We start from the raw sequence: 22,868 nt of genomic DNA, 5'->3' as shown, positions 1-22,868 counted from the left end.
GTCTTAGACTGAGCCTCTATTGCCGTCACTCCATCATTCATTAGACAGCAGCATTACCCTTAGCATCGCGGTCTTTAATGCTTTGTTGCCATGCTGCTGACCGTCTGGTTCGATCAGCGACTTGTCCAACCAATTGACCACAGGCTGCATCAATATCATCACCGCGCGTTTGGCGAATGGTACAAACAAAACCTGCTTCGCTTAAAATATTACTAAACGCATGAATGCGATTATTACTTGATTTATCATAAGGGGCATGCGGGAATGGATTGAACGGTATCAGGTTTATTTTACTTGGCAAACCATCAAGTAATGCAACCATCTGCTCAGCGTGCTCATTGCTGTCATTGACGCCATCTAACATGACATATTCAATCGTGACATGTTTTTTTTGGCGCGGATTGACGTCATAGACGTAATTTTTTGCCGCAGCGATCAGCTCACTTAACGGATATTTTTTATTAATTGGTACCAGCTCATTACGCAATTCATCGTTGGGTGCATGCAGTGAAATGGCTAAAGCCACATCAATATCCTTCGCTAACTGATACATCTTTGGCACTACACCTGACGTCGATAAAGTGACTCGGCGTTTGGACAAACCATAAGCATGATCACTAAGCATAAGCTCCATCGAGCTGACCACTGGTTTATAATTCAATAATGGCTCGCCCATGCCCATCATGACAACGTTGGTCACGTTGTTCTCCCATAAGCCATGATCGACGTTTTCTAAGCTGTCGTTTTCGTCTGCCATATAAGAAGCGTTGGCGACCCACAACTGCCCGATAATCTCAGCGACGCTCAAATCACGCTCAAAGCCTTGTTTACCTGTACTGCAAAAACTACAGTCCAATGCACAGCCGACTTGTGAAGACACACACAACGTTTTACGGCCATTTGCTTTACTATCATCTGCTGGGATAAGAACCGTCTCAACCAATGAGCCCCCAGTGACCTCAAACACCCATTTACGGGTGCCATCATCACTATATTGACGATGAATAACCTTTGGCGGGGTTACGCAGGCGTGCACAGACAGCTTGTCGCGCAACGACTTACTTAGATTGGTCATCTGCTCAAAATCAGTCACCCCGTGCTGATAAATCCACTTAATCACTTGAGTGGCACGAAATGGCTTTTCACCGATGCTCTTAAAGTAATCAGCGAGCTGTGCTTGTGTCATACCTAATAGATTGGTTCTTGCCTGCGCTTCATCTACCAACTTAATGTTATCAGTGCGCTTGTTGGGTACGTGCTGAGTAGGAGCTTGAATAGTTGACATAATAAGTAACCTTTTGGCCTAAGCCATGAGCGTAGTAATACAATTAAATGCTGCATTGAGCAATCCGCTATGAGCGCAAACTTTGTCAGTTATAAAATACAAATGATTATCTACAGCGACAATGTACTGATAAGGGATTGATAACGTTAATTAAATGATTGAGAATTAATAATGAGGGACATAATAATAAATTTCAACAAAAACAACCGATAAGCTTAAACATAGACTGGTTAATAATAGCATATTCAACAAAATACAAAAAAGTTTAGTAATAGCGCAAACGGCTTATACCCAGTTGAGTATAAGCCGTCCTTACAATACTAATGATTAACGCTCAATATCATAAGCAGATATTAATAATAACTATTAGCGCGTACGTGCACAAACTTCATCATCGCTGAAGAAGTAGCTGATTTCACGTGCGGCTGACTCAGCTGAATCTGAACCATGAACCGCATTTTCGTCGATGCTGCTAGCGAAGTCAGCACGGATAGTGTCTTCAGCAGCTTCTTTTGGGTTGGTTGCACCCATGATTTCGCGATGCTTAGCGATGGCATTTTCGCCTTCTAATACTGATACCAATACTGGACCTGACATCATGAATGACTTTAGGTCATTGTAAAATGGACGTTCAGCGTGCTCAGCGTAGAAGCCGCCTGCTTTTTCATCATCAAGTTGCAACATTTTTGCAGCAACGATTTTTAGACCGTTTTTTTCAAAGCGGCTGTAGATTTCGCCGATATTGTTGTTACCAACTGCGTCAGGTTTGATGATAGATAAAGTACGTTCGTTAGCCATGAGAAGCTCCTAATAGAATTATAAATTAAGGGTTTGAATCGTTTATTATCACTATAATACTCAGGCATTTCAGATTTACCAATTTGTATATCTGAGCCTCGACATGTGATTGTTGCCTATTATAATGATTGACGCTATAAATGATAGGATTAATTATGATACCAGCTTACTGAAACGTAAATTTTGCCTTACTAAAAGTTAAAAGGTACATACTATATATTGTATATTTACCAATATTATTAATTTTCATAAAAAACCCCAATGCTAGCTCTTAGCTGGACATTAGGGTTTTGTCATTCAATAGTTTGTTCTATTTATCTAAGCATCATACGGATCACGCAATACGATGGTCTCTTCGCGATCAGGACCCGTTGAGATAATGTCAACAGGACAGCCAATCAACGCTTCGATACGCTTGATGTATTTTTTAGCATTTTCTGGCAAGTCATCATAGTTGGTAATACCGACAGTAGATTCGCTCCAACCTTCTAGCGTCTCATACTTTGGTGTTACTGATTCATAAAACTCAGCATCATGCGCGCCTGCACATTCAGTCTCTGGTAGCTCATAACCAACACCAATTAATAGCTCTTCTAAACCATCTAATACATCAAGCTTAGTCAAGCAGATACCTGACATAGAGTTCAGTACAACGGCGCGGCGTAGGGCTTCAGCATCAAACCAACCACAGCGACGTGCACGACCAGTGGTTGCACCAAACTCATGACCAACTTTGGCTAAATGGGCACCGACATCGTCAAACAATTCTGTTGGGAACGGACCACTACCAACACGTGTGGTGTAGGCTTTAGTGATACCAAGTACATAGTCCAAATACAATGGACCAATACCCGTACCAGTAGATACGCCGCCTGCCGTGACACTTGAGCTAGTCACAAACGGATAAGTACCATGATCGATATCAAGTAACGTACCTTGTGCACCTTCAAACATTAAATTCTTGCCAGCCAAACGCAGCTGATTGAGGTCTTCAGTGACATCAGTTACCATGCCCTTAATCTCTTCTTTCCACTCTTGGCAAAGCTTGAGTGTCTCATCAAAATCAATCGCGTCAACTTTATAGTACTGAGTCAGCTGGAAATTATGATATTCGATTAGGTTGCGTAGTTTTTCTTCTAGATCTTCACGGAACAAATCAGCAAGCTTGATCGCACGGCGCGCAACTTTGTCTTCGTATGCAGGACCGATACCGCGACCTGTTGTACCGATTTTACCAGTACCGCGCTTTGCTTCACGAGCTTGATCGAGTGCCACATGATAAGGCATGATAAGTGGGCAGTTAGGTGAAATACGTAGGCGCTCACGTACAGGCACGTTGTTGTTTTCAAGCGCTTTCATCTCTTTTAATAAAGCATCAGGTGCTAGTACAACGCCATTACCGATAAAGCAGGTTACACCTTCACGTAAGATACCTGATGGGATAAGATGCAAGACAGTGGTTTTGCCATCGACAACTAACGTATGACCAGCATTGTGGCCACCTTGAAAACGTGCTACTGCTGAGGCTTTTTCGGTAAGTAAATCAACGATTTTACCCTTACCTTCATCACCCCATTGGCTACCTAAAACTACGACATTCTTACCCATAATTAATCCTTACAATGATGTATTAAGGTGCATGGCCTGTTCATTATCAAACAGCCATACGATAACAATTTAAAACTAAACGAAAAATGATACTTTTTGACGATACTGTCTTTTGATAAACCCATTTTTTGATACGATTCTTTGACAAAATAGCTTTATTCAACAGCGGTTAATTGCCACTGGTTGGCAACGATACTTAATCGATGCGTGACGTCTTGAGGACAGTCATGTATATCCAGCGGTACAGTGACTCGGTAACCTTGCTGGCGTAAGCTATCAACTTGTTGACGTAGCGTCTGTCTTTGTTCGCTATCCATATTGTTAATTGCAGCATAATCAACGACCACTACCACTGGAGCAGCCAGTTCGACATGTGCTAACAAGCGACTGACATCCATACTAAAACCTGTGGCTTCACGTGGCTGGCTGTTTGTTAGGTGACCACCACTTTGCATACCATCGAAACGTCCACCACGTACTAATGGTTGAGTTTCACTGTTGATATAGCCATTAAATACAATACCAGTATGATAGTGATAGCCCGACAGCTCAGTGACATCGATACTGACATTACAATTCCACTGCTCTTGTAGATGGGTTTTTAAGCGCTGTAATTCATCGACTGCAGTAACAATCTCGGTATCTTGTTGCGCGGTATCTGACAGCTTCGCCAATAGCCGTGTCATGTCGTGACCAAAGCGCGCTAAAGCATAAAAATCACTACCCATGGGTAATGTTTGGCAGACACGCTTTAACTCTGGTAAGTTTTTGTTGGCATATAAATGCATCAATTGCTTAGTGTCGTTATCTGACAGCTCAACCAATAAAGCCAACCGTTTAAATATCGCCACATGACCCAAGTCAATGTGCAAAGCTGCACTCATATTTAGGTCATTGACCATCGTAAATAACACATCTATCAATTCAAAATCTGCACTTAGCGATGCACAACCAAATATCTCAGCACCTAACTGCAGTGGCGTACGTGATCCAAACAATCCTGAGGGTAAGGTATGAATTACGTCACCTGCATAGCAATAACGCGCAATACCTGTCCCGCCATGATGGGCATCGATACGCAAAATCTGCGGCGTAATATCCGCGCGCACCCCCATCAAACGACCCGTAAGCTGATCGATGATTTTAAAGGTTTGACGCTTGAGATCCTCTGAGGCATCACTTAACAACGACTCTGTAAACTCAATCATCGGCGGGTTAACCAGCTGATAGCCATGAGTAATAAGCTGCTGAGTCAACTGATGTCGCAGCACTTCTTGCTTTTGCGCATCTTCAAATAATACATCAACCACACCATCAGGTAGTAGCCAGTTATTAGCAACTTCTGCGGTAAAATTACTAAGATGAAAATTACTGAGATGAGACAGATGATTGGGTACGCTATTATCATCAGCATGCTGAGAGGTGGAATTATTTTCAGAACGTGATTGGACGGGTACAGCTGAATAAGAACTGACAGACACAATAAATCCTTGTTTGGCGTATTGCTTACCAAAAAACGCGGCATAGTAAGGTTTGATTTATATTTACATCAACGATGAATATTGTATGTTTTTGACACATTTTTAACACGCAACACCATTGACCCAATTATTTATAAACAAACTAGGTAACCGCAAAAGGGTGAGTAATAAGTATAAGTTAGGATGATAAGACGAGTATCTTTGTACGCTAATTATAGTAAATGGTCAGCGCACTTTATGTTTTAGTTTAGCATAGCAACTAGGGTTCGCCTAGTCACAATTCATATCAATACGTTCTATATAGTCATAAATACCTTATTGCTTTAATACTGTTTATTCTCAGCCAAAACTATCGTTTGTAATTATTTTTACCATCTATTAAATTTTTAAGGATTATTCGATTTACATCTTTTTAATAGACCCATGTTACACTAGCCTATGTTTTAGGCTATTAGTAGACAGGCTATAATTACCTCGAAATAAAGTCGATACATTAGTAGTCATACGTGACTGGTATAATTTTTCGCTTGCTGCCATTACAGAGACTACAGCAAATCCATTCCAGTACGTTTACTTACAAAAAACACAACTAACAAACTACGGCAAAAACTTGCCAACTCCCATTCTATATAATGACTTAATTTCGGAGACCTTATGTCGTCTGACTACCACCCTAACCCTGCTATTAATCAAACCAATGTACTAGGTACTGCTCTTGCCAGCTGCTGCTTTGATCCTATTACTGGCTACTATCGTAATGGTTTTTGTCATACGGGCAATCATGATGTTGGACAGCATACTGTCTGTGCCAAGATGACCAGTGAGTTTTTAAACTTTTCATCAAGCCGTGGTAATGACTTAATCACGCCTTTGCCAGAATACAATTTTCCAGGTCTAAAACCTGGTGATTATTGGTGTATTTGTGCGCTACGCTGGGTTGAAGCATTAGATTTCGATATCGCACCAAAATTGAAGCTAGAAGGTTGCCATGAGAGTTTGTTAACACTGGTCGATATTGACACTCTAAAACGCTATGCGATATAACATCGACATGGTTTATCGTTGGGCTTTTCTAGGCTGAATTCATTTGGGCCATTTTGAATAGAAAGTAGCCATTTAGATTTTATAAAAGTAATAAGAGAGGGTGTATGGACCGTAATGACGATCTATCTATTAAGACGAACACCCGCATTACACCTGACTCTAATATTAGTCGTATCTATTCTGATATCAGCGACAGTCACCCTTATCTAAATAGTTATGATAGCTATATTTACGGGGATGTAGATGCTACTGCTGAAGACACTATTGAGACCATGACGGTGTATGATCCTGACTCTGAGCGCTATGAAGACATTGATTTGTCCAGCGATGACGAAGTGGTCAACTGTTATGCTTATTCGCGTAAGACAGGCGAGCAACTGAGCCAAGTGGCGCTCAATGACGTCAGTCGTGCGCTTAGCAACAGTGGTCAGTTTATCTGGCTTGGACTGTATGATCCCAGTTTAGAGACCATGATTAAAGTCCAAAATGCCTTTGACTTACATGAGCTGGCAATTGAAGATGCGTTTGCCGATCATCAGCGCGCCAAAGTTGAAAACTATGACAACGACATGGTATTTGTGGTGCTACGTACAGCCAAATTAGAAGACAATATTATTCGCTATGGTACTACTGCCATATTTATGGGTAAAAACTATCTGATTACGATTCGTAATGGACCCTCCAACTCCTATGCACCCGTACGTGAGCACTGCAACCGTCGCCCTGAAAAGCTACGCATGGGGCCCATATTTGTATTGCACGCTATTCTCGATTTTATCGTTGATAACTATATGCCAGTCACTGATCGTCTAGGCAGCTATTTGCGTGAGCAAGAGCGCTATGTTTTTAGTTATGAGTTTAATAAAAGTACGTTAAAAAACCTCTATGAGCTCAAGTCGCAACTGGTAAATATGCGCGCAATTATCTTGCCCGTACAAGACATCTGTAGTTTTTTTATCAATCACAAAAAAAGCGAGTTGGTCTCTGGATTTTCGCAAGCAGCAAAACCTTACTTTCGTGATGTCAATGACCATCTACTCCACTCTTTAGACGCTATTAATGGTTTGAACGAGATGCTCAGTGTGGTGATGAATACTTATATGGCGATGGTAAATATGGGACAAAACGAGGTGGTACGTAAGCTTGCTGCTTGGGCGGGTATCTTAGCCGTACCGACTGCCATCGCTGGTATTTATGGGATGAACTTTGACTTTATGCCCGAGCTACACTGGAAGTACTCATACCTTGTGATCATGGGACTTATCATCGCCTTATGTAGTTATCTGTATTATAATTTTAAAAGACTAAAATGGTTGTAAGATAAGTTGATATACAAAAAGGCTACTAGATAGCAGCCTTTTTTATCATATCGTTCAGTCTATTTCTGAGCATCTAAACCCGCTGACTTTTCAGCTGCATCGACTGTTTGACGAATCAATGTATTAATAGTCATTGGACCTACGCCACCTGGAACAGGCGTATAAGCACTAGCAATATTCTCTATGCCATTCAATTCAATATCGCCGACGCCGCCATTGTCGGTTGGATGAAAGCCTGCATCGACCACTACTGCCCCTTTTTTGATCCACTCTGCTTTAATCAGCTCAGGCACACCTACAGCCCCAACGACAATATCAGCACGCTTAATATGCTCAGCCAAATCCTGCGTTTTTGAATGACACATGGTTACTGTACAGTTGGCATTTAATAGCATCATCGCCATTGGCTTACCCAAGATGGCACTACGTCCTACGACCACTGCCTCCAAACCTGCAAGCTCTATATTATAGTGTTCCAATAAATGCATGATGCCTTGCGGTGTACATGAACCATAAGCAGACTGCTGCATTGCCATACGACCAAAGCCTAAGCACGTCACCCCATCAACGTCCTTTGCCAAATCAATCTGCTCAAAACATGCACGCTCATCAACATGATCAGGGACAGGATGCTGGAGCAATATTCCATGGACATCTGGATTGTTATTAAGCTCGTCTATCTTGGCCTTAAGCTCCTCTGTGGTTGTCGCACTTGGCATCTCAACTCGAATAGAGTCCATACCGACGCGCTTACAGGCGTTACCTTTCATACGCACATAAGTGGCAGAAGCAGGATCATCACCAACCAATATCGTTGCCAAACTTGGCGTACGACCAGTCTTGTCTTTGATACTATCTACGCGTGTACGCAGTTCTTGCTCTATTTGCTTAGCAAGTGCTTTGCCGTCTAATAAGGTGGCAGATTGGCTATCTGACGTCATCGTCGTTTCAATTGACGAGGCATTTGACATGGTAACTCCAATGAATAAAGCAATAAGAAAAAGAGGACACAGTGTCGGCCATTATTTTGCTCAGTAAACATAAGCGAGCCGCGGCTTACTATAAGCGTATATATACCAAATTGGGCACATCATTGGCATAATTAAGATAGCAATTTTACCGATAAATTTTCTAAAGAGCAGACACCGTACTAAGCAAGATATTGTACCTATTTTGCGACTAAAAGCCCAGTCGGCAATAAAGATTACCTCCTAAATATTGCAAATTCTTATATGTTCTTGTAAGACATATTAACGTAGATAAGCTTATCACTTGCGACTAAAACTTGGCAGTCACCAGTCATTAAAGCCAAAAATCACTCTTAAACTTGAGATTCAAGGCTTATTAGTGTTACTCTTGTGACACGTAAATGTTACTTATATTTAACACGAATGTCGTTTTATGGGTAAGTTTTATTTGTGAATAGTATAAAACATCAGTTATAGACTCAAATGGAGTCAAACGCTATTTACATGTTTTCACGCGCTATTGGCCAGAGTTTCATTTAGCCAACTTGCTTATGGCAGTTACAGAGCTCTCACATCGTTATTCATATATTTAAAAGTTTCGATTTTTCTAAAAATCTTGAATAAAAAACGAGTGCCGACTTTAGCTGTCTATATCTAATGCGAAGTAGTGGTTATTACTTCGTGTTCGTTAGTACTTTGTTGATAAGTACTCATCTGTAACATCTACTATGACATGTGACTATATGAGCGTGATGGCAACCCCATTTTTAGACGCCAGTCATTTGGGGGCTACTGTTTGCTATATATCATATTATCCGATGTTTGATCCTTGGTATGTAGCATCCTCATCGCATGTTTTGCTAACTGACTGTTAATGAAACAACAGATTTTGTGGTATTCATAGTATTAGTCTGATTACTAAATTCATAATTGGTTGGGACTATAAATTGTAGTACCAACTTTTTTATCTAAAACAATCTCGAGGTATGAATTTGAAAACTGAGTCATTGTTCCAATTTTCATCGTTAACCATTATTTTATTGTTGTTAGCGTTTTATGGCGGCACTTACTTATTGTCATTGTTGATTAAAAAAGACAAAGAGACGACGTCGGGTTTTATGGTCGCAGGCCATGGTGTCGGTTTTGGTATGGGTGCAGCCAGTATGACTGCTACTTGGATTTGGGCAGCATCGTTTTATGCCGCCGCTACTTCTGGCTATAAATATGGCGTTTCAGGGCCGATACATTATGGCTTTTGGGGCGCGCTAATGATTTTATTCATCTACCCTTTTGGCATGCGCTTTCGTGAGCTTGCCCCTGATGGACATACTTTAGGCGAACTTATTCACGCTCGTCATGGCTCATCAAGCCAATTAATTTTAGCCATATCCAACCTTATGGGCAGCTTAATTAGCTTGATGGTCAATTTCACTGCGGCTGGGGCGTTGGTATCGGTACTATCACCGTTATCGTTCCAAACAGGGGTGATTATTGCGGGTGTCGGAGTACTGAGCTATACCCTAACTTCAGGGTTTCGCGCCTCAGTCTTCACTGACTTTGCCCAATTAGTCGCTTTGATGGCTATTGGTATCGTTATTATTCCGGCAGTATTATTTGCGATGGGTGGGCCTGAAGTTATGGTCAGCGGACTATCCAACTTGACGCTTGAGCAACAGAACTTCTTTTCGCCTGAGGCATTTTTTCAGCAAGGTGCGCCTTATTTTGTCGCCGTATTGGCTTATGCTATCGGTAATCAAACCATTACGCAGCGCTTATTTGCGATTGACAAAACCAAGATCAAAGCGACGTTTGTCACTGCTACAGTTGGCTATGCAGGCATCGTCATCGGTCTTGGTATGATCGGTTTAATGGCCTTGACCATTGGTATCGAACCACTTGATGGCAATATGAACAACCTGATCCCGCAGATGGTCAGTACTTATTTGCATCCTGTCTTTATCGCCTTGTTCTTTATCTTGGTCATCGGCTCATTGTCATCGACTGCTGATTCAGACTTGTCGGCATTATCGACCATTATGATGGCAGATGTATATGGTAAGAACATCGCTAGAGGTAAAGTTAAACCTAAGACTATGATGCTGGTTGGTCGTAGTACCATGATTATTGCCACTGCTGCTGGTCTGATCTTTGCTAGCTTTAAGCTAGATATTTTAGTGATGTTGGTATTCGTAGGTGCATTGTGGGGTGCGATTGTCTTCCCTGTGATAGCCAGTGTGTTTTGGAATCGTGTGACTAATACCGCTTTTACCTCTGCGGTCATTATCGGTTTGCTGTTTTTCTGTATTGCTCGCTTTGAACTATTGCCAATCACCGGATACGTTGCTTTGTTTTTTGAAGTATTGGCGAGTGTTGGAGCCGCGGTTGTGATCGGGCTAATGGTATTTGGCTTTTTGGGCCGTAAGATTGGTATGTTAGCAGCAGCTATTACGCTGGTACTGATGCTCATTTTCGCTACTGGCTTCTTACGTCAATATATGGTCCTACTCGCTTCACTAACGGCTTATGGCGCTAGTACCATCGTCTGTGTCATCGTCAGTCTAATGGGCAATGAACGTTTTGATTTTGATCTGATTAAAAAGCGTGTTGGTGACTATGATAAAAAAGCCAAAGTATCAAAAACACCAAATGCGAAAGTATAGATCATCTTAGGTAATGATGGTTAGGCAACGATGGTCGGTAGATAGCTGACCGTTGATTGCTCTTAAATACCATATTTATAACTACTATAAGGAGATATCATGGACAACGTCTTTATTTATGGCTTGTATATTTTAATTTGGCCTGCGATTACGCTTGGTGTACTGGTTTTGATTTGTACTGCAACTTATCGTGACATCAAAAAAGCCAAACGCAATAACAAAGACATCTTATAAACAGATTATTGGACAAGTTTAGCTGCAACGCTTATAAAAGGTGTTGCAGCATTCTGGTCTTATCATCAACTGAACACTTATTGATAAGATAATAACTGCTCAAATATCTTTAAATAATGCTTAAATCGACTTACATTAGTAAATAACTTATTTTTAGCTAAAAAATGACTTGTAATTTAAATTATTTTTGCTAATATAGTCCACCTTGATTGGCTGGATGGCAGAGTGGTCATGCAGCGGACTGCAACTCCGTTAACGCCGGTTCGATTCCGACTCCAGCCTCCAATTATTTATTAACTTTACGTTAATTTAGGCTTGCATTATTAGCACAACCGCTTATAATAGCGACCACTTATCTAGTAACTAGATGGTCTATCAGCTAGTTCACATTGTAGATAAAACAAGTTTTGCCCGGGTGGTGAAATTGGTAGACACAAGGGATTTAAAATCCCTCGCTCTAACGAGCGTGCCGGTTCAAGTCCGGCTCCGGGTACCATTATATAGTTCTATGCTATCTCATAGAGTAGCCAAAGCCCCTGATATCAGGGGCTTTGTTGTATCTAGTGTCCTATACTGTCCTGCTCTATCTATCTCAATCCATGCATCATGTACATTACTATGTATAAATATACAGCAAATCGATGCGATAAATAGATAGCGGTCGCGCCTACTTTCAATAAAGATAATAAACAGTTGCTTATCTGCTAATATTTTTGTATAACCATCAGACACAACACGCTCTTACTATATATATTACATACTAGACAAAGCTATATTACTGTAATCCTTCTGCTGCTGTTTTATCTAAGTTCGAGTTATTTTCGTTTACAGTAGCCGTATCAACAGCCTTTTGCTCATTTTCCACGCTGTCTACACCAGAATAGTATGCTGTACCCCCTGCGTCATCATCTGTACTGTCTGTACCTTCTGCTTCATTTATGGAAGTACTAACACTAGCTTCAGTGTCACTATCTGTCTGCACTGGCGTCATTTCACTAGATTCTGTATTATTAGTATCGGCCTTTTCCTCTGCTTCATTACTACAAGCGCTTAGTCCGATAAGACTTACTAATACTGCCACCCATAGCTTATTTCGCAAGGTTCTATTCAATACTGAATTTTTCATTTTAATGTTCCTTATTATAATACCCATCAATTCAAGGTAAGTACTATTTTCTATGTCATTTAAATATTAACTGCTATTACTAACCAATCGTTTTTGTTTGTTTTGATTAATCGTTTAACAAAACCACTAGGTATGCTTATTATCTTTTTACATGTCCTAAATGATCTTGTCCCTTATTTTGCCTCTTATATAGTTATCTTTGTTAAGTAGAAAAAACAAACCGCCTGACTCTTAGAGTTAGACGGTTTAATAATTTTAGGTTGAGCACTCTGCAATCTTACTCGCTACCTATTGCTTATTAAACTTAATTACACTGGCAGCATTTTTCGCACATATTGCATTTTTTGCAAGTTGATGGACTGGTACATCCGCATTTTTCACAGCTGCAAGTAGTGTTGTAATGAACAGAAGGAGCTGAAAAGTTTGTTTTTTTGGCGTTTGACATCATCATAAATCCTTGTAATAGAAGAATAATTAATCTTGACAGATATAAGTAATACTTTCTGTAAAGCAAATGTTAATCTATTGATCAAAGTCCACCCGATCACACTATATAACCTGCCATAACCCTTCGACATTAACCTTATTTGGCTCGATAGTTGGATAATCTGTAAAATTCAATGTATAACCGTCAGTTTTACTTGTCGCTGGCGTAATCTGACAGGTCGCGCCGAGTGGAAAGCTATGTTTTTTACTGATATGCCCAAAGCTCATGCCATTATAGATAGGTAGTCCAGTCAGCTTATGCAATTGGCGTATGACCGTGGCCACATCGTAACGCTTATCGTAGCTATCCTTACCTGCGCCGGATAATGAGCCAAACACGATTGCTTGCTGATTCTGGAACACCCCTGCTAAATACAAATCATAGAGCATGCGCTCAATACGATAAGCCTGTTCCCCCACATCTTCCAAAAATACAATGCCGCCTTTAATACGCGGCAAGTACTCGCTACCTGCCAGCGCTGAGATCACGCTCAGATTACCGCCCCAAATCGTTCCCGTGACTGTTTGAGTCTTATCAGTCGCCAGAATCGCTGGTAATTGCTTACTGGTCAAATCTGCATTTTGAATGCTAATGTTCAGATCAGGATTCGTCAGTGCCTCTACAAATTGTCGACAACTGACTTCATCAGGGGTCGTTTTGCCAAATTCGCTATAGAGCATGGGGCCTGCGAGCGAGCTCATTTGCCCTTTAGCGAGTAGCGCACATTGAATAGCAGTGACATCACTAAAGCCTGTTAGTATCGTACCCTGCTCTCTCATAATTCGTCCCAGCGTTTGCCAGTCAATCAATGGCAGCAGACGCATTGCGCCATAGCCACCGCGTACACCCATGAGCAGTTTGGGTGCGGCAATCGCGCCAGTCGCAATGTTTTGTAGATCACTGGCTCGCTGCGTGTCCGTTCCTGCAAAGCGCAAATATTGTCGTTCGGTTATAGCAGGATTGTGCACATCAAAACCTGCGCAAGCCAGGCGCTCTAACGCCAACTGGTTACGCTCATGATTACCGCCAACGTTGGAGCTAGCAAATAGACGCGTCTCAATAGTAGGATTGATGCAATGTGATTTGGACGCTATTGACTGATTACCCTCTGGCAACGCCGTCGGCAGATCATCTTTGGTCAGCGGCATACTGCTATTTTGATCGCTCGTTTTGTCTGCAGCTTTAATCGTTAAGCCTTGAGCGATACCTTGAGTTGCAAGTAGACTAGCCCCTGTACTCACCCCTAAGCGACATAAGAATTGGCGGCGACTAAGCTCCTTATCAGCCGCAGTGGTCATATCAGTTTGTTGTAAAAGAGTCGGATTTTCTGTACGCATACTGAACTGTTACCTCAAAACTTATTTTAAAATAATGGTTTTAGAACAATGGCTTAATTATCAACGTTTTTAACATTAACTTTATATAAATAATATCGCAGTTTGACAGCTTTAATAGCGACAAGGGTTGCATAACCCTATAACCATGGCCTATTACAACGACAACAAATTGTTAAACAACCATGTTTGGTACTTACCATTACTCTTGTTATAGTAAATGGTAAGAAATAATTCATCAATAATGATAGGAACGCTAGTATGGCTGATAAAGAAAAAGATAATAAGTCGCTTTTAGACAATATTAAACTCATCTTAAGTAAAGAAGACAGCATAAAGGATCAAGTCGATAAGGATCGCGGTCTTGAGCGTTATGCGAAAGATTTGATGCTACTGATGAGCTTGGTAAAAGATTATTACCAAGGTAATTATCGCAATATACCTTATAAAACTATTTCAGCGGCAGTGGTTGGGTTGTTGTACGTCCTAAACCCTATTGATATTATTCCAGATTTCATACCTTTTATTGGTCAAGTTGATGATGCCTTGGTAATTGGGTTTTGCCTAAGATTGATGGAGAAAGACTTGAACAAATATAAAGCTTGGAAAAACGAGCAATCAATGTCCAAAGATTCCATGTTTAAAGATGATGCAAATTCTGAAGGTAAAGCGTCTGATAATAAAGACAAAAATGTAAAAGATAAGAAAAAATCCTAATTATTAAAATAGTGCTCAATAGTATTTTTAATCATAAAAACACGGTCAATGCGTTCATCATTGACCGTGTTTTTTTGCACATTAAGCTTAAAATTAGTAAACCATCATTAGTCAGTGATAACTAACCATCAATCAGGTACCTCATAATTGGCATTTTCTGGGTTAAGACCGAACGAATAAACAAACGTGGCAACAAGACTATTAATGATAATAAAGGGCAGATCAATCGTGACATGTCCGAGTAGATAGCGTCCAATCAGCCAAGAGATAACGAGCATAACAATAAAAAACGCGCCCAGATATCCTAAGATGACAGGATGTTTTAGACCATAGGGCTGCGCGGGTTTGGGTTGTTTACCGAGTACATATGTACGTATTGCCCAGCCAGCGGCATAAGACAATCCACCCAAGACGACATAACTCAAAAAATTCATATAATCTAACTCTATTGCTTAATGACTGGCAAGATATTCTGCTTTGACTACGCTATATTTATTATTAAAGGCTGCCTATAGTTAAAGGCTTTCAGTGCTTGGCCCGACATTATCAATAATAATATTGGCATGTGGGTTGGCCAAGATGTCCGTATTAACTTCATCACATTCTACCTGATAAATCGTATTGGCCCCTTTATAGATATAAGACAAATACTCACTATCAAGCAAAGGATCAATATTGGCATAAACAGGTTTGACATGTGCCATGACCAGCACTCTATCAGGACGACCGATGACTGCGTCAACATTGTCAGGGTCAATGGAGAAAAAATTGGGTATCTCGCTATTCGCTATAACTTCTAGTGGCTCAGCTTTGTCCCACACCCGCTTGGCAGTCGCAGGCTCTTTCATTTGCATAACCCACCTGCCTTCTTGCTGACTGACCTTAATCTGGGCAGGCTCATCATTGCTAACCGTATAGCAACCTTCAAATACGGACAAATCCGTCTCAGTCTTTGCAGCCTCTGTTTCTGTAGTCGTACTGGTACCATCGCAACCTACTAATAGCAATGCACTAATGGTCATAGCACTGATGGCAAGCATCCTAAACTTATGACCCATAACGTTTGAGCGATTGAACATGATAATATTATCCTACGTTAAAAGAGACTGTGATATAGATAAATCCGCTTTAGCTGACAAGTAATGTCATGTCCTTATCCCACTCATTTTAACAGAAAACCACCCCCTTACTGTTTTGATATTTAGTTTTATAGTTTTATGGCAAGCGATGGCGCATATGAGCCCCGTATTTGCTATAATTGAGCGCAGTTATTCAATCACATTATAATCAATCTACGATAGTATAGACACAGATAACGACTAAACGTCCTCTACGACAAGAGTCTTATGTAGTTAAGAGTGTCGCCATTTATTATAAGTTGATTATCCATTAAGCTTTTAGGTCATTATGTCAGACAATCCTGCTCTATCATCCTCACCTTCTGCTGCATCTGCCAGCACACCTGCAAATGTATCGACCATAAGCCAGCAAAATACGACCAATCCATTGGCGGTAAAAGCGAATACCACAATCGCCTATACAGATGGCGCTTGTAAAGGCAATCCTGGCGCTGGTGGCTGGGGCGCGCACCTTATTTTTAGCGATGGCCATACGCAAGATTTGTACGGTGGCGATAAAGAAACCACCAATAATCGTATGGAGCTGATGGGAGCGATAAAAGCTTTGGAACACAGTCCTCAAGATATAAAGCTTGAAATTTGGACCGACTCAAGCTATGTCAAAAACGGTATTACCCAATGGATTGAAGGCTGGAAAAAGCGCGGCTGGAAGACTGCGGGCAAAAAGCCTGTAGCCAATCAAGACTTGTGGCAACAGTTGGATACGCTTTGTCAAGCACGCGATGTTGATTGGCACTGGGTTAAAGGTCACGCTGGGCACGCGGGTAACGAAAAAGCAGATGAGCTGGCCAATCTAGGCGTCACGTCTAGCAGCGAGCAACCCTCTGTCGCACATTCTGTCGATAACTCTGCACTTAACGACGATGACACTGCTAAAAAAAAAGCCAATGATTGGTTAAACGATGACCCGTTAGGCTTTAATATGATGGATGAGGATTCAGACGAAGAATTGTTATACGAAGATTCTTTAAATGAGATGTCAGATAACAGTGACTCAAAGTCTGTATCAGTCAAACAATTAAATAATACTACGCAGCCAGTGAGTATCAATACCATGATATCAAATGAGACGAATGCACACAGCGATACAACCAACGTATCAGCAGACTTGCCAAAATTCGATGGTGATACTGGTCGTGCCAACCCCAACTTTCGTCCGCTACTACCACAGCCTATTCATCGACACGAGCCCAATCGTCAGCTGATCATGGATACAGAGACGACAGGGCTTGACCCTCTCAAAGGTGACCGCGTGATTGAAGTCGGTATTGTCGAGATGGTCGGTCGTAAGTTTACGGGCGAAAAACTCCATGTTTATATCAACCCGCAGCGCGGTATGGATGAAGAAGTCATTCGTATTCACGGTATCTCTGAAGCTTTTTTGGCAGATAAGCCAACCTTCGATCAGGTTGCTAAGTCGTTATATGATTTTATGGATGGCGCAGAAATTATCGCTCACAATGCCACTTTTGATATGAACTTTTTGAACATGGAGTTTGGTAAAGTGGGTCTGACAGACTTTGCCGAACGTGTACAAGTGACTGACTCTTTATTAATGGCAAAGCAGCAATACCCTGGACAAAAAAATACGCTAGATGCTTTGGTGCGCCGATTGGATGTCGGTAAGCAAGATCGTACTTTTCACGGCGCCTTGTTGGATTCGGAGATTTTAGCTGAAGTTTATCTGGCCATGACGGGTGGACAGGTAACGTTAGCAATCGAAGAAGATACTCAAACAGAGGGTGGAAACACCGCTCATGCTAATTTTGCGAATTTGGCATCTTTATTGCTAGAGTCAACCGTAGACAACCATGCTAATCAAAACTGGTTTGCAGGGTTAGCAGAAGATTATCCTGATTTAAACGCTAGGCTATCGCAGTGGTAGAGCGCGTTACTGCGCATGATTAATGGGCTTGCGCCCGTTAAATATCTAATAACATACTAAAAAGCCTGTTTTTATCAATAATTATCTGCCGTTAAAGTCGACTCTATCAATATTTTATGGAAAAAAACTATGAGCCAGTCTGAGCAAACAATATTGACCACCCCTGCCCTTAGTATTACTAACTTTAACCTACCTTCTCTACATCTGCTTCATAATGAGATTACAGTCATTTTAAAGGATACTGAGAATCATCTTAGCGAATTTAACGATGATCAAGAACAAGTCTCTTTATTATTAGACTCTATTAGTGTGTTAACACAACTGTCTTGTATTTTTGAATTGGTTGCATTAACTGGCGGACAGCTGTTAAGTACAGCCATCGCACAAGGTCTACAACAGCTTTATGACAACAATAATAACGGCGACACCGCTTTGATTATGGATCTATCAGAGGCGATCATGACACTTGATCGTTATGTCGAGTTTGTACTATTGACCGAGACAGTTGAGCCAACTCTACTCTTACCAATTATTAACAAACTCTATGCTCACAGTCAGCAAGATACGATCGATGCCGATTGTTTTTCTGACTTTGGTAGCAGCAGCGTCATCATTGCCAATCCTGAACAGAACTTTAAACCATTAAGCGAGTTAAGCTTGGATAGCGACTTACTCACCAATGCTTATCGCAGCGGTCTAAATGTCGTTCTTGCCAAACATGCACCACTAACGGCGGATACCCAGCAAAAATTAGATGCTATGAGTGCCGCTTGTGCAGTGATTGCCGCCCATACTGATAGCCTGTTTTGGCAAGCGGCAACGGCTATTGTCACAGATATCAAAGACATATTACCGCTAAACGCTAGTCAAAAACATACACTAATCTACTTAGAGCAGCAGTTTCATAGCTATTTGCCAATCATGGATGCCCGTTTTGCAGACCTAGTAAGTTTTGCTTGTCAGCGTGACAATCAACAAGCGCAAAAGCTACGCATTCAGTATGCAAATAATCGGCTTGAGTCATCACAGCTTGAACAAATGCAGCGCTTCTTGTTTGGACCAAACCGTGCCATTACTGATACGCTAAATGATATTATTCAAAACCAAATCAGCACTATCAAAGAAAAAGTTGATAGTTATGCCCGCGGTGACACGCTTAGCCCTGCGGCGGCACAAGTAAACTCAATAGCTGCCGATCTTACAGAGCTGAGCTCAGTACTGCAGTTATTATGTTTGGCTGATGCAGCAACCTCTCTTAAAAATGTCGCCTCAGCTGTAGCAAAATGGCAAACGCCAGCCCCTGATGAGTTTGACTCTCTGCTATTGGCGCTAATGCATGCCGAGAATGCTTCGAACGCGATGGCGAAAATACACACGCCAGGCGCTATTCATTTGGCAACGCACAGTCAGCATATCTCATTACATCAAATCGATACGGCCTATGATACGTTGGTACAAGAGAGTCGTACGGCCATATCAAGTGCAGAGCAAGCAATTAACGACTATTTATTGGATGACAATCGCGACCTGCTTAACCTTGAAAATATACCTGATCTGATACATCAAGTTGCGGGTGCAATACGCTTCTTACAATTGCCTACACCTGCAAATATGCTTAGCCAGTTGACCATCAATATGCAAAAACGTCTTGAAAGTGGTCAAAGTATAGATGATCGTACACTTGCTCATATAGCTGATGTACTTATGGCAGTAGACTATCGCTTGGATGGTTTTGAGAACAATCATCCTGTGAGCAAAAAATCACTGGATGTTGCTCAGGATAGTTTGAGCCAACTACTTGCCGCTTAATCGTTGCAGATAAATATAAGCAACTTTTTATCAACCCTCTTGCTGCTTTGGATAGCTATTTATGACCACCGCTTTTGTAATTGATAACGAGACTGTACTGTGCCGCTATACTGCAAAAGGCTGGTGGCCTGTGCAAGTGCCTGTTTTGGCTATTGAAAACGATACTGTTACAAAAGACCAAGCAGCAGAGTCATTAATTAAGCTTTATCAGGTTGGCCGTGTTGAGTTACTGGCAAGCTTAGCAGCAAGTCACTGGGAGACAGGTGAATTACAAGAGTTGAATACTGATCCCGAGTCGATTGATGGCAATGATGTACCCGCTACCATTGCCATTACTTACGATTATGCGCAAACTCACGGCATTGCTATTCCTCACTTAACTGAAGACTCTCATAAGTCAACCGCATTGCAGACGCCATCAGCTGGTACTGAAAAGATAGACTTTATTACTTATAGGCAACTTATCACCCAGCTACCAGCAGCGCTCTCTACGCAGCTGAGTCAAGCGATACAATTGCTACGCTGGCAAGCAGATACTCAGTTTTGTAGTCGCTGCAGCGCGTCGGTTACGGTAGCCAAATTTGGTGAGCGTGCGATGGTCTGTCCGGTCTGCCGCTTACGCCAGTATCCACGAGTACAACCTTGTGTCATCACAGCCATCACTCGTCCAAACCCACAAACCGGCGAGATGCAAATACTCTTGGCACACCATCACCGCTATGGTCGACCAAGTACGCATCTTCAGTATGGACTGATTGCAGGTTTTGTAGAAGTGGGTGAAAGCTTAGAGCATGCGGTAGTACGTGAAGTCGCTGAAGAAGTAGGTATCTGCTTGACTGACATTCGCTACGTCAGCAGTCAACCATGGCCGTTTCCCTCAAACTTAATGTTGGGATTTCGAGCGTCTTATACAAGCGGTGAGATAGTCATACAAGAAGATGAGCTTTCGCACGCCGACTTCTTTGATATCTCAAACTTACCAAAGATACCTTTTAAAGGCAGTATTGCTTACGATTTAATTGCACAAATTGCTCACGAACAAGGCATAATACTTTAGCTTTATAGAATATATTCGTGTGTAACCAATAGTATGCCATTATGAACAATCCTCTTTTATGATAGATTATCTATGCTAGTCACGACCAATAGTATCTCTCGCTAATTCTTTACGCCAGTTTTAAGGCCTTTGATTAAATGCCCAGTAATATTCATACCCGTCTAACAAACCTGCCGATACTGTTTGATACATTAACTTTAGAGACGCTGCCAGCTGACACACAACAGCAAATTGCGTATGTTGACTCGTGCCTGCCCCAGACACAATGCGGTCTTTGCGATCATCCTGATGGCTGTCTGCCTTATGCTACCGCTATCGTTGTAAATGGTGAACCGCATAATAAATGTGTACCTGGCGGACAACCTGTCAGTGATGCCATTGGCCATATTTTAGTCGCAGATCATGCTACTTTAGATACGGTCTTTTCACAAAGCCAAGACTCAAGTAACGAGCCAAAACGCTTGAGTGCTGTACCATCAAAGTGGCCAATAGACCCCACGACTGAGCGTCCGCACGAAGTACGCGCCATCATTCGTGAAGATGATTGTATCGGTTGCACAAAATGCATCCCTGCCTGTCCGGTCGATGCCATCGTCGGTACTAGCAAACATATGCATACGATCTTTACAGACTTATGCACTGGTTGTGAGCTATGTATTGCACCCTGCCCTGTTGACTGTATCGATCTTGTGCCTATTGAGCGTGAATTGTCAGCAGCAGAACGCACGCAGGAACAAAATGAGCTGCGACAACGTTATCATACGCACCTTAGGCGCGTCACCGAGCAACTGGCGGATAGTAATAACAGTAGACCTGTCGTCAGTATGGTAGAGGCCAAGCTAAATAACGCCAGCGCACAAGCGATTGATATCGATGAGCAGCAAGCAAAAGACACGATTGCTGCCGCAAAACTACGTACCAAAATCAAAAAACTAGAAAAACAGCTGAGCGTCCGTCCTAATCCGAAAAAAAGCGCTGAGTTGGCCACGTTGCAAGAACAGCTGTCTCAATTATAGTTTTAGTCTCAAAGAGAGTTTTGGCTATACCATCTTGTTTGTTCTAACTCAGTATCCATCTTAATCAATAGCTATCAAAAGATTACCCATATATCATGAGCAAAACTGTTAAGCATAAAACTGCAGATACACCGCCATCAAGACGATTGCCCAATCGTGATGTGCGACCATTTTTTGAAAAGCTGGCTGCTACTATTGACGATCCCATTACTGAATTAAACTACAGTAATAATTTTGAGCTGCTTATTGCAGTCATACTCTCTGCACAAGCGACTGATGTGAGCGTCAATATCGCAACCCAGCAGCTATACCCTATTGCCAATACTCCTGAGGCCCTATTGGCATTGGGTGAAGAAGGACTAAAATCTTATATCAAAAATATTGGCTTATACAATGCCAAAGCCAAAAATGTCATCAAAACTTGTCGCGATTTAATAGAGAAGTTTGACAGCACGGTACCTGATAACCGTAAAGACTTAGAGTCGCTCGCTGGGGTCGGACGCAAAACCGCTAATGTGGTCTTAAACACCGCTTTTGGACAACCAACAATGGCAGTCGATACGCATATCTTCCGTGTTAGCAATCGCACGGGATTGGCTACTGGTAAAAACGTATTAATAGTAGAGAAAAATCTGGTCGAGCGTATTCCAGAAGACTTACTAGTTGACGCTCACCATTATCTCATCTTGCATGGGCGCTATACCTGTCAAGCGCGTACTCCCAAATGCGGAGCCTGTCCAGTCTACGAAGAATGTATGTTTAAAGATAAAGCCGCGTTTGTAGAGATTTAACAATTCTTTGTAGCTAATGTTGTCTAATAGAGTCACTTCAACTTAAATAAAAACGCTACAGATAACCACTGGCAAAAATTTAGCTAGCTCGTTGGTTTCTACGATTGTTA

19 protein-coding genes and 2 tRNA genes are annotated in these 22,868 nt (G+C 41.6%); 12 read left to right on the top strand and 9 right to left on the bottom strand.

Annotation, left to right across the window (positions count from 1 at the left end):
- Positions 1-40 precede the first annotated feature (40 nt).
- The 4 genes from rlmN to Q0890_RS08590 all read right to left on the bottom strand — a co-directional run bounded on the left by rlmN (position 41) and on the right by Q0890_RS08590 (position 5,172).
- A complete protein-coding gene (gene rlmN, locus Q0890_RS08605; RefSeq protein ID WP_299219514.1) occupies positions 41-1,285 on the bottom strand; it encodes a 23S rRNA (adenine(2503)-C(2))-methyltransferase RlmN in 1,245 nt (414 codons plus the stop codon).
- 366 nt (positions 1,286-1,651) lie between these two features.
- Entirely contained in the window at positions 1,652-2,083 is a 432-nt protein-coding gene (gene ndk / locus Q0890_RS08600; protein ID WP_299219511.1) for a nucleoside-diphosphate kinase, read from the bottom strand.
- A gap of 318 nt (positions 2,084-2,401) precedes the next feature.
- The gene (locus tag Q0890_RS08595) at positions 2,402-3,691 is read right to left on the bottom strand and encodes an adenylosuccinate synthase (protein WP_299219509.1); all 1,290 of its coding nucleotides are present in this window, start codon (positions 3,689-3,691) and stop codon (positions 2,402-2,404) included.
- A gap of 155 nt (positions 3,692-3,846) precedes the next feature.
- On the bottom strand, positions 3,847-5,172 hold the full coding sequence (locus Q0890_RS08590) for an ATP phosphoribosyltransferase regulatory subunit (RefSeq protein WP_299219508.1): 1,326 nt from the start codon (positions 5,170-5,172) through the stop codon (positions 3,847-3,849).
- Between the two features lie 654 nt (positions 5,173-5,826).
- Between Q0890_RS08590 and Q0890_RS08585 the strand changes: the two genes are divergently transcribed.
- Both Q0890_RS08585 and corA read left to right on the top strand, forming a co-directional pair.
- On the top strand, positions 5,827-6,216 hold the full coding sequence (locus Q0890_RS08585; protein WP_299219506.1) for a DUF2237 domain-containing protein: 390 nt from the start codon (positions 5,827-5,829) through the stop codon (positions 6,214-6,216).
- Positions 6,217-6,320: 104 nt separating this feature from the next.
- Positions 6,321-7,535 (top strand): magnesium/cobalt transporter CorA, encoded by a 1,215-nt coding sequence (gene corA, locus Q0890_RS08580; protein ID WP_299219505.1) that lies wholly within the window; start codon positions 6,321-6,323, stop codon positions 7,533-7,535.
- Positions 7,536-7,594: 59 nt separating this feature from the next.
- Here corA and folD read toward each other — a convergent pair whose 3' ends face one another.
- Positions 7,595-8,476, bottom strand: coding sequence for a bifunctional methylenetetrahydrofolate dehydrogenase/methenyltetrahydrofolate cyclohydrolase FolD (gene folD / locus Q0890_RS08575; RefSeq protein WP_299219866.1), 882 nt, complete (start codon positions 8,474-8,476; stop codon positions 7,595-7,597).
- Positions 8,477-9,489: 1,013 nt separating this feature from the next.
- Between folD and Q0890_RS08570 the strand changes: the two genes are divergently transcribed.
- From Q0890_RS08570 to Q0890_RS08555, 4 genes are all read left to right on the top strand, one after another.
- Positions 9,490-11,163 carry a sodium:solute symporter family protein gene (locus tag Q0890_RS08570; protein ID WP_299219503.1) on the top strand — a complete coding sequence of 558 codons (1,674 nt, stop codon included), beginning with the start codon at positions 9,490-9,492 and terminating at the stop codon, positions 11,161-11,163.
- Positions 11,164-11,262: 99 nt separating this feature from the next.
- Positions 11,263-11,397: a putative transporter small subunit gene (locus Q0890_RS08565; RefSeq protein ID WP_299219501.1), complete on the top strand. Its 135-nt coding sequence runs from the start codon at positions 11,263-11,265 to the stop codon at positions 11,395-11,397.
- 211 nt (positions 11,398-11,608) lie between these two features.
- A tRNA-Cys gene (locus Q0890_RS08560) sits at positions 11,609-11,682 on the top strand.
- A gap of 124 nt (positions 11,683-11,806) precedes the next feature.
- A tRNA-Leu gene (locus tag Q0890_RS08555) sits at positions 11,807-11,893 on the top strand.
- Positions 11,894-12,172: 279 nt separating this feature from the next.
- Here the strand turns inward: Q0890_RS08555 and Q0890_RS08550 are convergent.
- Positions 12,173-12,523: a hypothetical protein gene (locus tag Q0890_RS08550; protein ID WP_299219499.1), complete on the bottom strand. Its 351-nt coding sequence runs from the start codon at positions 12,521-12,523 to the stop codon at positions 12,173-12,175.
- Positions 12,524-13,072: 549 nt separating this feature from the next.
- Positions 13,073-14,308: an LD-carboxypeptidase gene (locus Q0890_RS08545; RefSeq protein WP_299219863.1), complete on the bottom strand. Its 1,236-nt coding sequence runs from the start codon at positions 14,306-14,308 to the stop codon at positions 13,073-13,075.
- Positions 14,309-14,605: 297 nt separating this feature from the next.
- Between Q0890_RS08545 and Q0890_RS08540 the strand changes: the two genes are divergently transcribed.
- Positions 14,606-15,061, top strand: coding sequence for a YkvA family protein (locus Q0890_RS08540; RefSeq protein ID WP_299219497.1), 456 nt, complete (start codon positions 14,606-14,608; stop codon positions 15,059-15,061).
- 128 nt (positions 15,062-15,189) lie between these two features.
- On the opposite strand, the gene Q0890_RS08535 is transcribed toward Q0890_RS08540, so the two are convergent.
- Both Q0890_RS08535 and Q0890_RS08530 read right to left on the bottom strand, forming a co-directional pair.
- Complete coding sequence (locus Q0890_RS08535; RefSeq protein ID WP_299219495.1) at positions 15,190-15,495, bottom strand: hypothetical protein; 306 nt, start codon at positions 15,493-15,495, stop codon at positions 15,190-15,192.
- A gap of 81 nt (positions 15,496-15,576) precedes the next feature.
- On the bottom strand, positions 15,577-16,140 hold the full coding sequence (locus Q0890_RS08530; protein WP_299219493.1) for a hypothetical protein: 564 nt from the start codon (positions 16,138-16,140) through the stop codon (positions 15,577-15,579).
- Between the two features lie 328 nt (positions 16,141-16,468).
- Between Q0890_RS08530 and dnaQ the strand changes: the two genes are divergently transcribed.
- The 5 genes from dnaQ (at position 16,469) to nth (ending at position 22,758) form a co-directional block, all read left to right on the top strand.
- A complete protein-coding gene (gene dnaQ / locus Q0890_RS08525; protein WP_299219492.1) occupies positions 16,469-18,085 on the top strand; it encodes a DNA polymerase III subunit epsilon in 1,617 nt (538 codons plus the stop codon).
- A 129-nt stretch (positions 18,086-18,214) separates the two neighbouring features.
- The gene (locus Q0890_RS08520) at positions 18,215-19,894 is read left to right on the top strand and encodes a hypothetical protein (protein WP_299219490.1); all 1,680 of its coding nucleotides are present in this window, start codon (positions 18,215-18,217) and stop codon (positions 19,892-19,894) included.
- A gap of 61 nt (positions 19,895-19,955) precedes the next feature.
- Entirely contained in the window at positions 19,956-20,951 is a 996-nt protein-coding gene (gene nudC / locus Q0890_RS08515; RefSeq protein ID WP_299219489.1) for an NAD(+) diphosphatase, read from the top strand.
- A 137-nt stretch (positions 20,952-21,088) separates the two neighbouring features.
- Positions 21,089-21,967, top strand: a complete 879-nt coding sequence (locus Q0890_RS08510) for an RnfABCDGE type electron transport complex subunit B (protein WP_299219487.1) — start codon at positions 21,089-21,091, stop codon at positions 21,965-21,967.
- Between the two features lie 95 nt (positions 21,968-22,062).
- Positions 22,063-22,758, top strand: a complete 696-nt coding sequence (gene nth, locus Q0890_RS08505) for an endonuclease III (protein WP_299219485.1) — start codon at positions 22,063-22,065, stop codon at positions 22,756-22,758.
- Positions 22,759-22,868: the final 110 nt, after the last annotated feature.

It is taken from the genome of uncultured Psychrobacter sp. (genome assembly GCF_947488565.1).
Taxonomy (GTDB): domain Bacteria; phylum Pseudomonadota; class Gammaproteobacteria; order Pseudomonadales; family Moraxellaceae; genus Psychrobacter; species Psychrobacter saeujeotis.
The sequence above is the reverse complement of the archived record's forward strand: the minus strand, read 5'-3'. Positions and strand labels throughout refer to the sequence as shown.